Source organism: Nocardia panacis, from assembly GCF_003598715.1.
Taxonomy (GTDB): domain Bacteria; phylum Actinomycetota; class Actinomycetes; order Mycobacteriales; family Mycobacteriaceae; genus Nocardia; species Nocardia panacis.
Genome location: NZ_QZFU01000006.1, coordinates 110750 through 124393 on the forward strand (window position 1 = coordinate 110750; position 13644 = coordinate 124393).

General features: G+C 62.9%; 12 protein-coding genes. 1 reads left to right on the forward strand and 11 read right to left on the reverse strand.

The window, feature by feature from the left end; translation table 11 throughout:
- Positions 1–25: 25 nt before the first annotated feature.
- From D5S18_RS34700 to D5S18_RS00945, 11 genes are all read right to left on the reverse strand, one after another.
- Positions 26–169, reverse strand: coding sequence for a hypothetical protein (locus tag D5S18_RS34700; RefSeq protein WP_158607767.1), 144 nt, complete (start codon positions 167–169; stop codon positions 26–28).
- 424 nt (positions 170–593) lie between these two features.
- Positions 594–1895, reverse strand: a complete 1302-nt coding sequence (locus tag D5S18_RS00900) for a C40 family peptidase (protein WP_158607768.1) — start codon at positions 1893–1895, stop codon at positions 594–596.
- A 254-nt stretch (positions 1896–2149) separates the two neighbouring features.
- Complete coding sequence (locus D5S18_RS00905) at positions 2150–3004, reverse strand: NlpC/P60 family protein (protein WP_120036942.1); 855 nt, start codon at positions 3002–3004, stop codon at positions 2150–2152.
- Positions 3004–5562, reverse strand: coding sequence for a hypothetical protein (locus D5S18_RS00910; RefSeq protein WP_120036944.1), 2559 nt, complete (start codon positions 5560–5562; stop codon positions 3004–3006). Before D5S18_RS00910 ends, D5S18_RS00905 begins: the two co-directional genes overlap by 1 nt.
- Complete coding sequence (locus D5S18_RS00915; protein WP_120036946.1) at positions 5559–8078, reverse strand: ATP-binding protein; 2520 nt, start codon at positions 8076–8078, stop codon at positions 5559–5561. The genes D5S18_RS00910 and D5S18_RS00915 overlap by 4 nt, the downstream gene beginning before the upstream one ends.
- Positions 8078–8506 carry a hypothetical protein gene (locus D5S18_RS00920; protein ID WP_120036947.1) on the reverse strand — a complete coding sequence of 143 codons (429 nt, stop codon included), beginning with the start codon at positions 8504–8506 and terminating at the stop codon, positions 8078–8080. The genes D5S18_RS00915 and D5S18_RS00920 overlap by 1 nt, the downstream gene beginning before the upstream one ends.
- Positions 8503–8766, reverse strand: coding sequence for a hypothetical protein (locus D5S18_RS00925; protein WP_120036949.1), 264 nt, complete (start codon positions 8764–8766; stop codon positions 8503–8505). The genes D5S18_RS00920 and D5S18_RS00925 overlap by 4 nt, the downstream gene beginning before the upstream one ends.
- A 16-nt stretch (positions 8767–8782) precedes the next feature.
- The gene (locus D5S18_RS00930) at positions 8783–9772 is read right to left on the reverse strand and encodes a conjugal transfer protein (protein ID WP_239003451.1); all 990 of its coding nucleotides are present in this window, start codon (positions 9770–9772) and stop codon (positions 8783–8785) included.
- A 66-nt stretch (positions 9773–9838) separates the two neighbouring features.
- Positions 9839–10951 carry a GAF domain-containing protein gene (locus tag D5S18_RS00935; protein ID WP_120036951.1) on the reverse strand — a complete coding sequence of 371 codons (1113 nt, stop codon included), beginning with the start codon at positions 10949–10951 and terminating at the stop codon, positions 9839–9841.
- A gap of 167 nt (positions 10952–11118) precedes the next feature.
- On the reverse strand, positions 11119–12012 hold the full coding sequence (locus D5S18_RS00940; RefSeq protein WP_120036953.1) for an ROK family protein: 894 nt from the start codon (positions 12010–12012) through the stop codon (positions 11119–11121).
- Positions 12009–12419 (reverse strand): hypothetical protein, encoded by a 411-nt coding sequence (locus D5S18_RS00945; protein ID WP_120036955.1) that lies wholly within the window; start codon positions 12417–12419, stop codon positions 12009–12011. Before D5S18_RS00945 ends, D5S18_RS00940 begins: the two co-directional genes overlap by 4 nt.
- 267 nt (positions 12420–12686) lie before the next feature.
- Here D5S18_RS00945 and D5S18_RS00950 point away from each other — a divergent pair, with 267 nt between their 5' ends.
- Positions 12687–13379 carry a MerR family transcriptional regulator gene (locus D5S18_RS00950; RefSeq protein WP_120036957.1) on the forward strand — a complete coding sequence of 231 codons (693 nt, stop codon included), beginning with the start codon at positions 12687–12689 and terminating at the stop codon, positions 13377–13379.
- Positions 13380–13644 lie beyond the last annotated feature (265 nt).

Sequence of the window (13644 nt, forward strand, 5' to 3'; positions counted from 1 at the left end):
CCCGCTCGACAATCCGATAAACGGATTACTCGCCCGCGTTGATGAAGGAGTTGAAGGCGAGGGTGTTGCCCGCGTCATTCAGATGCCGATCCAGCGCGGCACGCAGAGCGGGGGTGACATCGCCGAGCTGAGTGGGGTCCAGCGCGGCCAGTTCGGTCAGGTTTTCCATTTGATACCTCTTCTCTTCGCCGGGAACCAAAAGTGGGGAAATCCAAAGCAGATCATGGACCACCACCTTTGAATCCTCGGCCGATTTTCAAAGATGGACGATCAACTGCCGTCCTGAGCAGAGCCTACTTCGCCGCAATACCTTTCGACTATCGACTTGTTCCCACGGCCGATAAGGTCCGAAGGTCCAGAAAAGCCTGGTTGATCAATCGAACGACAATACGACACCGGCAATACGTGCCCGTATCATCGTTTTATTATCACCTACTCAATTCCATCCCGTTCGGATCCGCATATATAACACCGGATATGAATCCGACTCCCTGGAGCATTTCGGACAATTCCACAAGCCGACTGCCGAATGAGTGCGAATCCGAGTGAATACGACAATGCGCTCCGGCGGAATACCTCCGATGCCGCATCCATCACGCCCTCGGGTTGTACCAGCGCGCGGCGCTGAAGCTGTCCGGCAGCGGTACGACGCCGATCGGCACACCGGGACGGGAGGCCGCGATGCACTGGTTGTTGCCGATGTACATGACGACGTGACCCGGCGGGTTGGGATCATCGAACCTGGTGAAAATCAGGTCGCCGGGTTGAATGTTCTGCGGTGCGACTCTCGGCAGTCCCGTGTACTGCTCCTGTGAGGTGCGCGGTATGGACACACCCGCGGCTCGGGCGGCGTACACCATCAGTCCGGAGCAGTCGAAGACATCCGGCCCGTTCCCACCCCACACATACTGCTTCCCGCGCTGTGCCAGTGCCACCATGATGGCCTGCTGGATCGCAGTCGGCATCCCACCGCCGGTCCAGGACGCCTGGGAGATGCCCGGTGTCGGCATATTCGGCGTGAAATCCTTGCCCGCCAGATTGTAGACGTACTGGGCGGTCAACTGCTCGACGGCAGCTGCGGTATCGGCGCTACTGCCTGCCGAAATCTGGACCTGCAAACCCCCCTGCTGCAAGGCGGAGGTCAGCAACTGCCGAATGTACTGCTGCCCCTCCGGTGTGAACGCCCTCGGCCCGAGCGCCGCGAGTTGTTTATCGAGCTCGTGCACGAGGACCTGGAGCCGCTGCTGATCCACGGCGGTATTGGCTGCCAATTGGTAGAGGTAGTGGACGAGCTGGTTGTCCAGATTGATGAAGGCAGTGCGTACATTCCGCAGATAGAGTTTATTGACCGCCGCGGCCCGCGAGGTCGCCCCTTTGTCGGCAGACGTCCCGGAGTTCGTGCCCTTCGCGCCGTTGCCCTGCGTCTTGTCGGTCTTTCCGGCCGATTCGGGACCCTTGTCGCCTTTCTTGCCGGACTTGCCTTGTTCGGCCGCACCGGGTTGTCCGTTGGGCGGGGCTTCGGGCATTCCGTCAGGATACAAATCGGCCAGGTCACGCAGCAGGCGCTTGGTCTGCTCCGCGTCAGTCGTGGCCCCACCGTTGACGTTCTGGTTCTGTGTGGGCGTTTGTCCTGCCCCGGCGCCTCCGCCACCCAGCCCGGACAGCGCGGACGCGATCTTGGGCAGCATCGTGGCACCCATCATCGCGGCCATCGAGGCGGCGGGCAGCAACCGCTCGATCAGTTCCGGATCCACTTGCGGCGCAGGGGGTTCGGCCGGTGCGGCCGCGCTCGGTGGCGGGTCCGGCGCTTTCTGCTGCGACTCGGGTTCGCCGGGCGGGGCCTGCTTCGGTCCTGACTCGACCTGCGGCTTGTCTTGCGGGTCATCCGGTTTCACCGGCGCAGCGACGGTCGACCGCGCCTGGCGGCCGAAGTCCCAAGTACCCACTGGTGCGACGGAGTTCGGCGCGGACACCGTATTCGAGCCTGCGGTCGGGGCAGGGGGTCCGCTGTCGCCACGCTGTCCGATGGGCGTCGCGGACGGTCCCCGCCACGGCGAGCCGCGCAATGGCTCGCGCCGTCGCGTCGCCGTACCCTCCGGTGCGACAGTCGTTTCGGGTTCGGGGCCGAGGGCCTCCGCCATGGGGCTCGTCATCTCGCGCCGATCAGGTAGCGCTTGATACGCACATCGGCGTTCGTCGGCATCGTTCCCATCACGGCACGCCCGGAGACCGGGTCCTCGGTGACCATCGAGGTCGCACCAACGGCGATCGCCGCCCTGGTCGGCGTATTGTTCCGATACTCCCAGAAGACGAGATCACCCGCCGATACCGCCTTCGGATCCACGATCTGACCACAGATGGCCTGTGCCGCAATAGTATTCGGCAGCACGACCGAACTCGACAGCTCCGAGGAGCATGATCCGGGTGCGGACTCGGGCGGTAGCGGGGCAGCGGAATCCCTGACGCAACTGCCGGTGAGCGCGGCCACCGAGGCCCGATACAGCACATGCTTGGTGACCGCGGTGATTCCAGCGGCGACATTACGATCCTGCTCGGACCCCGACGGCGAATTCACCTGCGCAAGTGCCACTTCCCGCGCGCATTCGACGGCGGGGCCGGAGTTGGCGACTCGCAATGCGGGCTGTTGATACGGCGCGGACCGCATGGCCGACAGGCAGGCCCGCTGCCGAGGGGAGGCGGCAGCCTCTTCGTTCGGCGTAAAGGTCATCACCGCGAAAGGGTTCGTGGTCGGCCCCACCGTTTCCGGGGCGCTCAGGCTGCCCGGATCGAAGGCCGAACCAACGGTGGGAGTGGTTGACGCTCCCGACTCCGGTCCCACGGCGGCATCGCACTGGCGATCGAAATCCGAACCCGCCTCCGACACTGTCGCGCCCGCGATAATCATCAGGAATATCAGCGGCAGCGAGAACAGTGCCGGGAACACCAGCACGAAGATCTTCATGCGGATCGAGAAGCCGATGTAACGGGTCAGGAAGCTCAGCATTACGGGTTTCTATTTCCGAGTAGGACATCGACCGGGCTGAGCGGGCCGGCGAAGTTCCGCCGCAAGTGCTCCGGAATCTCGGTCGACCGAGGTGGAGTCGGTGCCGTATCGAAGGACGGAACCGCCTTCTTGGTTTCACTGTGTACGAAGTCCAGCCATCGGAGATCTCGAACACCTTGCGGATCGGTCGGGTGGTCCAGAACATATCTGGATGCACTAAGATATCTGTCGGAAAGTTGGATTCGGGTTGCACTCAGCATTCGTTGCGCTATTTGCACCTTTTGCGGATTGTCGAAACTGTCTCCGAAGATGCTCGTCAACTCACTCACTATGCCCTGCGTGACGGGAAAATCCGGGTCGCCGTACAGCCCACGGTAGTTTCCAGGACGAGTCTCCGCTGTCAACCCCTGCATAAGCAGGTGTTCCTTGCCATCGACTATCAGCTCCAGCGCCTTCATCCTGCCGAGATCCGGCGGCGTATCGAACTCCTGCGGCCGACCGATGAAGGCAGCCACATATCTTCGCATCGGCCCATCCAACTCATCCGGCCGATCGAGAGAGACAGCCCTCCCGGTATTGATACGGTATTGATCGGCAATCTGGTAAAGATTCGCATAGGAAGCGGCGACCTCCTGTGGTGTTGCCTCGCTCCGCATGAGTCGCATTGCCGTATTCTCGGCATGTCTCGACGCCGCCGACAGTAGGCCGAGATGGTCGTTTTGGAACGCCATGTAGCCTCCGCGACTTTCCATTGCCTGACGAGCGCCGATGACCAAATCATTTACCTCTTCGTTGGCGTAGCCTGCGGTTATCAATCCGCCCAGGCCGTTCTCCAAAGTTCCACCCATCCGCATGAATCCCTGCAATGCGGCAGCGGTTTCGCCGAAGAGATTCGCCTGTGCCCCGAAATTTCGACGATACCGGGCGGCCCAGTCCACTGCGCCCTGGGTCGCCTGAATATTCTTGTAATTCGCTGCCGCACCGGACTCGACCATTCGACGATCGGTAAGGTATGGCAAGCCGAGTTGCTGCGCCAGGCGGAGTCTTCGCGCATCCGGCTTGAGCATCATCGGCACCCCGACCAGCCGCTCGGACAACTGCCAGCCGACCATGGCATTGAAGTTATTGAGGTCGGTGAACGCCCGGTTCCGCAAGGTCCGCTTCGCTCCGGCGCCACTTGTGCCACCACCACCGCTACCACCGCTCACGGCAGCCGCCTTGCCGGGACTACCGAAGCCGCCCTGGGTGGCTGCCGCGAACCGATTGACGATATCTTCGGCACCGTTTTCGAATGCTTTCATGAATCTCTTGCCGCGCATTAGCATCAGCAGCACGAGTAGGAGTGAGATCACTATGGGCTGCCCACTCATCAGTAGCATAACCGCGTATGTACCCGCGATGACCATTGCCAGCTCGAAACAGCAATACGCTCCATGAAACGCACAGCGAACCATGAAGATCTGGAGTCTGCCGTAAACGAATCCGCCTGCACAGAAGCAAAAGATCGTCGCGACCGCCATGGCCAAGCCGTCGATCACGGTTCGCATGATGTATAGGCTGACCCTTGTCAGGCAGATCCATAGTACGATGCCCATCAGCAGGAGCAACAGCATATTTCCTGCCTGACCCCAACTCAATTCATCGGTCATCGCCACAGCCGCCCGATCCCCACACTGTTCCAGAAGTTCTCGGGCGCCTTTCTCGGTGCCGTGGAGCATTCCCTGGCTCCAATTCGCCTTGCAGAGTGGCGAACCGTCCACAACGTGTCCGAAATTCAGTATCTGCAATGGCTTTCGCACGAAGGCATCGACCATATCCGCCTGCATGCGCGCCAATATGTTCTGCGGATTCGGTCGAGTGTCTCCGGACAGGCCCGCTCCTACCGAAATACCCAGATTGCGGCCGAGCGCCAACCATCCGTCCGATCCGATCAGTTCGCCGATCGGATCCCGAAGAAACAAGGGTCCAAGCACAGCAGTCCCGCCCATGACCACTATCTGCATGGTAGCTTTACTATAGAAGCCTCGCATGATGAACCATGCGACAATGAATGCACCGATTCCCGCAAATGAAATGAGAATATAAGGCGATGAGAACATGTCGTACATCGAATTGGCGATCGACCGAACAGGTTTGCCGATAAATGCGATGATCCTGAGTCCGACACCGAAGTCCAGTATCCAGATCGCAAAGTTCGACCCGAGGATCCATATCAGAAACACGAAGCCGAAGCAGACATTCACTGCTACGCCGATCGGATTCAGGATGCCGGGTTTTTTGCTCACCACGAAATAGGAGGTGATGGGGACACCGCTCGAGTCCCGCACGGCCGGAATTCCCATTGCGGCGCTCGTCGAATCTCCGAGACTCCCGTCCGTCGTCGCGTTCGCCACCGCGTCCAGCAGGCCGGGAATTCCGAGAACGACCAGGAGCGCGACCACCGCCCGCGTGGTCCAGCGCCGCCGCCGCGTCGTATTGGCCCACACCCATGCCTGCCGCAGTAGCGCCGACGGCATGATCGTGGTCGGATGCCGATCCAAGAGATTCGCGAGATTCATGACAGGGCCCGGCTCGGTCCGCGCAGTGCTTTCGCCGAACTGGTCGGAGTGCTGGTGATGGCGGCGGCGCGGTCCGGTCGAGCCGGTCCCAGCACCTTCCCGCGTCCGATGCGATTGAGCGCATCCCGCATGAACATTTCGCCGCGGCGCTCCTCCGGCACCGTCCGCCCCGGCCCCACCGGCGGCGAGGTGTGCTCGCGCAGCACCTGCACCAGGAATTCGGCCTCCGCGGTATCGACACCGAGCCATTCCAAACTGTTGCGCGCCAAGGTTTCATCGCGCTGTCGGAAGACGAACCGATTGGGGATCAGGTTGTGTGCGGCGCCCTGGAAGTCGGTCGCCGGATCGTGCGAGGCCAGACCGATCGCGGCCAAGTGCTTACGACCGTCGCGACTGAAGTCGGAGGTGACCGCCGCGCCGACGGTGGTTTGGGTGAAATGATGCGCCTCGTCACCCACCAGTAGACCGAATCTTCCATTGTCGGTGAGGAAGGCCTCCCTGGCGGCGATGCCGACGAGTTCGTACAGTGCCGTCCCCAGGCGTTTGGTCAGCGGCAATCGGTGATAGAGATGGGGGGTTGTGAGTTCCTCGGCGGTCGGGAGCGCCAACTTGTGGCTGCGCACCACGGTCGCGGCGGCGTCGAGGTGCAGCGGCGGCAGCGTCGGATCGAAGAGGACGGGCACCCGGTCGACAATGGTCCCGAGCCGGGCGGCCAGATCACCGTAGTCGTGATCACCCGGCTGATCCCGCAGCCTGCGCGCCACCTCGAACAGGTCGAGCAGGCTCCGAATACGGTGCTCCGCGATACCTCTCGAACTCAGCAAGCTACTGGCCGCGGCACCCGCGCCGGAGGTGGGCGACAGATCGAGCAGCGGAAGGATGGAGTCGAGCGCCCGCTCCCCTGCTACTCGAGTATCGAACAGACGCAGTGGATCCAGCGATACTTTCGGCTCGGCCAAATCGATGACGACGGCATTGTCGATGGCCCGAGCGAAATGCTCCCACTCACCGACCTGGCTGCGATCGATGGCGAGGAATTGCCCACCCATATCGTGCACCAATACGGCGATGAGCTTCAGGAAATACGATTTTCCGGAGCCCAACTCACCGGTCACCGCGAACGATGCGGACAGGTCGTGCAGTGCGGCCTCCATGATGCCGAAGTGAATCGGCTCGAAATGCCCGGACATCAGGTTCAGTCCGATCACCGGCCCGCTGTCGTCGCCGATCGCACTGGTGGTGAAGGGCACGAATCCGGCCCACATATCCGATGGCACGATATGCGCGAAATCGTCGTAGGCCCGGCGCGCCTCGCTGCCGGGGATCAGCATGGACCACAGATCGACCTGGGCGCCGACCGGCGCCGTCAGCTCGATCTTGAATCGCCGATACCGACGTTTGAGCGTATTGACGGCGTCCAGGGTTGTTTCACGCGATGAGCTGCCGATCGCGATCACCGTCGTGAATGACACCTCGGACTCGCCGTTATTGACCTCGAAGTGGTTGTTGTATTCGCTGAGCAGGCGCGCCTTCGCGGCCAGCGTATTCTGCGCGAAAGAAATCTCCTGGTCGCGCTGATCCATCTGTTCACCGAGACGCCGCAGATTCAACTCATTGCCCTTGAGCACCTGCTCGGCCGTTCTGGTCGACACCCGGATACCCCAGTCGACCGTCACATCGTCCATACTCTCGAGCACATTGAGGAATTCGCTCCCGCCGGGAAAATTCATACCGCCGTAGGGAAACGAATTCGGCGTCAGCATCGTTTGATACGACGGGCGATAGGCGAAATCGGTCTGCACGACCTTGATCACGGGCGCGAACGAGGGACGCACCCGTCGGTTGCTGTCCGCCTGCGCCCCCTCGTCCAATGCGGCGGAACGGAACACCGCCGCCGTCGCGTCATCGAGCGCGCCCGCCTGCGTCGGCGCGACCGGATCCCCGGACGAACCACGAGACAGATGGTGCTCCCACAGCCATTGGAACAGGCTCGCCGGCACCGGAGTCGGCTCGAACTCACTGCCGATCTGCGACAGAATTTCCTTGGCCTTCTCGTCGAAGACCTCGAGTTCGGCCCGCGCGAGCGCGGTGGCGTCGATCGTCGCGGTGCTACCGCGCCACACCCGCGACAGCGCCGACATACCCTGACCGCTGGAGCCGACCGGAATCGACAGCAGGTAGATCCGCGTCTGCGGCATGATCGCCCGGACCCGCTCATACGAGGCGACCACTTCGTTGGCGTAATCCTCGCACTCGTCCAGGTCGACGCCCTCCACCATCTTGTTGAGTACGTCGAGAGTGTTGAGTTTGGCTTGAATTCCGAGCAGCAACGAACCGCTGGGCAAATTGTTGATCAGCGAGTGGTGCACCAACTTCACATCGTGCTTGTCCGACGCACGACGCAGACCGTAGCCGAGCGGGTTGACGAAATAGGTCGCCGTAACCAGACCTGCCGTGGTGAATTGCAGATTTCCGCGAATGGCCGCGGTGGGCTGCAGATCGCGCCGGAACGCCATCAGCGCCGACCTCCTCCCGCGTGCACCAACTCGGCGGGTAGCACGACAACAGTTGATTCCTCAATGAACAGTGTCATTCGCGTCGAATCCGTGGCAATCGGCATTCCGGAGGCGGAAACCGGTCGACGGACTAGTGCGAGTCGGATATACCAGAAGAGACGGGACAGGATCCGGACCCCGGAGTACGGAATCATGCTGGTGAGATAAACAGCAATGGCGGTGACCGCGAGACCCGATCCGAAGACGACGGCCGGATTCGCGGGCAATGCTTCGGCGCATATCGACACCACGACGATGCCGAATACCGCAACGACTATCTGGGGCATCGTATAGGGACCGAACGGCAAACGCTGACCGTTCGGCGCCTTGCCGATCATCGTGGGAACACGTTTGATCGGCGTGAAGACCCGCACCTCGGTTTGGCTCACGGGTAGTAGGCGCCCGGAGTCGAGTTGTGACCCACCGTATTCGCGTCCATGCGGCCGAGCGCCATGGCAGTCGGCAGCAGATAGAGTGCGACCGCACCGATTACAGCACCGGTCCCGAAGACCAACATCTTGGTCACCGAGAACTTGCTCTGAATACCCAACCCGACGAAATACGCGGTCGCGCCGGTGACATACACGATCCAGAGTATGGGTTGTGCCGCGTCGAATATATATTTGAAGGTCTGCAGGAAGTAGGACATGATGCCGCCTCCATTTTCAGTTCTGCGTCGGGGCCGGGATGCGCACCGAGGTCGGTGGCATCGAGGAACTGGTCGGACCCGATCGGGAATCCTGATCGGTGCCGAGGGTCAATGGGTTCGGAAGCGCGGGCAGCGAGTCGATGGAGCGCACCTGCCATCGACCATCCGCGCGCACCAACGTCAGCGGATAGGAGAGCGTCGGCGCGGGACCGCTGTCGGACTTCGGATTGATCGTGGCCATCAGATGTTCCGCGGTGCCGTTCAGCCCGCAGCCGGAGTCCTCGGCGGCGATCGTGACGGTGTCGACGGAACTGAACGGAGCGGGTTTCATGGCGGTCATTCCGGAGTCGACCGTGGTATATCTAGCCACGTCTCCGGTTCCGGTCAGGAAGGCGGACAGGAAGCCGGTCGCCACCTGTCCCAGTGGCGATTCCGGCGCGCAGGTCGTCGGGTAGTGCAGGGACAAATCCGGCCCCTTGGTCGGAGCCGTCACCAGCGCGGGTAGCGCGAGTGCGCGCAGACGTCCTTCCGTCAGTGACACCGAAACGCGGTAGTACTGACGAGTGTCCGCCGGCTGGGTGGCGGATTTCCCCGTGCGGACCGAGACGGTGACCGTCCAGATCTCGAGATTTCCCGCAGTATATGTGCGCGCGAGGTGGACCACGATCGGATCGGCGACCTGCTTCGCCGTGGCGGGCAGGCTCATCTGCGGCGTCGAAACGAATTCCGCGATCCGCTCCTGCTGGCCCGACGTGGCTCCCAAATAGGTGAGCAAATATTGTTCGGCGAATGACCCGGCCAATTGTGCGTGGCCGACGACCACCGGGGTCTGATCCACCGGCGGCGGTCCACCGGAACTCAGGAAATCCAGGATCGCATGGCCACCGCCCAGTGTCGCGAGAACGGCCAGGACGCCGACCAGTATATTCTCCCGACGGCGACGCAGAGCCATTCGGCGCAGCAATTCAGCGCCCGAATTCTCCTGCCCGGCTGCCGGTTTCCACATATACCGAATGGTAGAGATCGAACCGCCACCCCACCCCCGCGCTATCCCCAAGAACGGGAAGGTGATTCACCACATAGCGGTGCGAGACATCCCACCGCGCCGATGTCGTAGCTGATCATCGTATCCGCGCACCGCCAGCGCTGCGACGTCCTCCCGAGCCTGCGGCGGCGATGTCGGTAAATATCCGGCGACACTGACGAGTTGGGCAAGTGCGCGCTGCCTGTTGGAACATTCCGGATAGGCACTCAGCAACAATGAGGTCTCCGAATATCCGCCCCAATATCCGAGCGTACGCACAGTAATTCCCGCAGTATCTCCCGAGCCGAGTCGATCACCGATTCCGATCAGCCGGTCGCGGTCATCGGGATGAAATACATCGGCGGGACGGAACAGATAGTCCCACCGAATCCACGGCGCCGGATCGGTGAGCCAGTGCGCAATATTCGCATGTTCGAGTTGAATTACCGCCAGATAGGTTCCCGAGCGCCGGTGCGCTTCACGCAACCCGGCGCGTTCGAGCGTCGGACGCGCTACTCGATCATCCGAGATGGCCGCTTCGATCAATAGCCAGGCGCCATCGCCATGCTCCGTCGGGCGGTAGCGACCGGTGATACGCCACTTGGCGGGACGATCGGTATCGAGCCCGACGGCGACGTCACATTGGAGCCTGCCGTCCGGTTCCGGACTGTAGAACAGGTCGAGCATGTCGGCGTGCCGATCGAACGACACCTGCTGGAAGAATTCCGCCACCGAGATACGTGGTACGTACTGGTCGTCCGAAACACCGTGCACGAGCCTGGTGATCTCGCGGGAGAGCAGTAGCGTCTGCGTCTCGGCGTCCCAGACCACTCCGGCCGCCTCCGGAACCGGCGGCGGCTCCACGGAGGCGGGACCCAGCCAGAGCCGAACCGCGTGCACCCCTCCCGTCGGCCCGACAACCGGATGCAGTTTCACCTGATGCGGACCCGATCCCGTGCGAATCGTCAACTGGGTGACCTCGCCGTCCTCGCATGCGGCAGCGATCGCCGCACCGAGGGCGACGGTCGTCAAACCGTCATAGAGCGCAGGGGCCTTGGCGAACAGACGTTGCAGAACGCGCTGCCATCCGGCGAAATCGCGCGGTGTATCCCCCACCGAGACCACCGACATGGCGGCGGGCGCCAATGTCTCGATCGTCACCCATGGATTGACACCGTCGCTTCTCATCGCACTCGCCCGCACCAGCCCGTTCTTTGTGGATCACGCCTCCTCGGCCGCGAAGGGCGTTCGGGGAAGCATGCTCCGTGACTTATACAATGTACCGTTATCCAACGTATCGTTCAACAGATACTGAACGGCACGGGTCGCTAGTCGGGTAGCGAGGAGATGGCGATAATCCCGGCGCCCCGCAGAGCGGCGTCCGCGCCGAGGTTCGACGGCACCGCCCGTAGGCCCGGCAGAAAACTCAATCGGGCATGCGTGGCGATCGAGGCATTGAGCGGCTTCCACAGCGCGGGACCCGAACGCGCCAGTTCACCACCGATGACGGCGATTTCGAGATCGAGCAGCGCCGCGACCGAGACGATCACGCGACCGAGTGCGGTTCCCGCGCGCTCCATGGCGGCGACGGCGATCGGGTCTTCCGCCAGTGCGGCATCCACCAGGTCCGCCACCGAATCGCCGACCCAGCCGTGGGCGCCTGCCCAACGAACCAGCGCGGCCCCACCGGCGACCGCCTCCAGACAACCACGCCCGCCGCAGGTGCAACTCTCATCGAAACCCGGCACCAGCATGTGACCGAGATGCCCGGCGTTTCCGGTCCGGCCGACCACGGTGAATCCCCCCGCCACCACCCCTGCGACCACCCGGTTCGACACCGAGATCGCCAGCAGGTCGGCAGCCGACCCGGCCGCACCCACCGCTCGCTCGGCTATCGCCAGGCACGAACCGTCCAGCGCGAGTGAGACCGTTGCAGCGGGAAAGATCTTGTTCACCGCGCCGGCGATGTCGAATCCCGCACGCCACTCGCGAATTTCGGTTGGCGCGATGACACCGGCGCGCAGATCGATCGGGCCGACCGACGCAATGCCGACGGCCCCGATCTCGGCACCGGCCGCGAGCTTCAGCAACAGGTCCGCGCATTGATCCCACACCCGTTTGGCGGGCAACTCGACGCGCTGAGCCTCGGACTCGATGGCTCCCTCGTCGACGCGGCCCGCGGTGAAACCTTCGGGACCGATCGCCAAGGTGAGCACGCTCACGAGTGGCTCCCGATTCGCTGACCCAGCACAATTCGCCGCTTCGGGGTCGCCTTGACCGTTTCGGAACACATCGGGCGCGGTCCATTGCGCACGATCCGAATCGGCCGCTTGTGGTCGGCGGAGACGACGCGGTGGGCCTCGAGATTCTCCACGACTTTGCCTGCGGCATCATAGGCGACGCCCGCCCAGATCATGGCGCGGGGGCCGTCGCCGCGGGCGGTGAGTGTTTGGGCCAGTTGACGACATTGGGTCAGCAGGGGGCAGCCCTGGCACAGGCGCACTGCGGTGCGCCAGGTGTCGGGGGTTCCGGTGTCCATATCCCAGTCGCGGGGCAGGTCGGCGCAGGGGGGGCGCTGGGCCGATTTGGGCGCGACGGGGGCGACCGGATGCGCGTGGGTCAGTGTCATTGCGTACTCCGAGGGATGCCGAGGGCACGCCGCGACGAGGGGCGCGCTCTGGGTGAGGGTCTTCGTCAGGGCTGCTCAACAGTCCCCGGAAGCCGGCCGTGTCAGCCGGTGCACAGGCACGTTAACCGACCGATCGCCGCGCGGCAAGAGTTTATGCCGCTATGTAACGGCACGTTGACCAAAGGCAACATGTTATATATCATCACTTGACGGTCCGTTTTCGCACGGCTCGTTTTTCTTCGGCTCGAGGTTCGTTCCGGAAGTGATATGGGTGCAGAGACGGAATACACGATCGACGAGCTGGCACGGGTGGCCGATACCACCGTGCGCAGCGTTCGCGTGTATCACGAGCGTGGGCTGCTTCCCTCCCCTGACGTACGGGGGCGGATAGGCTACTACGGGACCGACCATGTCAGCCGATTGCAGACGATCAGTCGGCTGCTCGGCCGGGGCATGAAGCTCAACGGGATCCGGGAATTACTCGATGCCTGGGATCGCGGCGACGGGCTCGCCGATGTGCTCGGCGTACCCGTGCCGGAGGAGCCGCAGGCGAGTCCCGTTCCGGAGCTGCCCGACTACGCCAAGGAGGCGCTCGCCGCCACCGGCGATGCGCTGAGCACCTTCCGCATTACCAATCCGCGGGCGTCCGATCTGATAAACCGCCTGGTAGAGGCGGGATTTCGACTCGAGGACGCGCTGGGGACACTCGAGAGTCTGCGCCTGGACTGCGACCAGATGATCGACCGCTACGCCGCCGACCTGATTCATTGCCTGGCAGGACAGGGTTTCGAGAACTCCGCCCGAACTCCGCAGGACCGCACCAAATATGAGACCGATCTGGCCATTGCCCGGCTCATCGCTACTCGCGCCACCACCGAGCTGATCGACCAGGCCTTCGCCCGGCATATCGACCAATTCTCGGCCGCCGCCGACGTGCTGCCCGCCGAATCCGTCGACTGATTCGCCGACAACCCTTTCCACACCCTTCGCGCACCCGCCACGGGCGGCGTCGAAACGCGCCCTCGGTAGGCCGGATATACCCGGCCGACACGTCACGGTGACACATCCACCAACGCTCTGACGTCGCGGTTTACAGTGTACCGCTATCCGACGGCACGTTTGACAAGGGTTGATTCGGCCGGCATCGCCCGGCATTCGTACAGCGTCGAATCCCGGTCCGCGGCATCCGAACGACGGGGCGTATCGCGCACAGAAAAACGGCCGG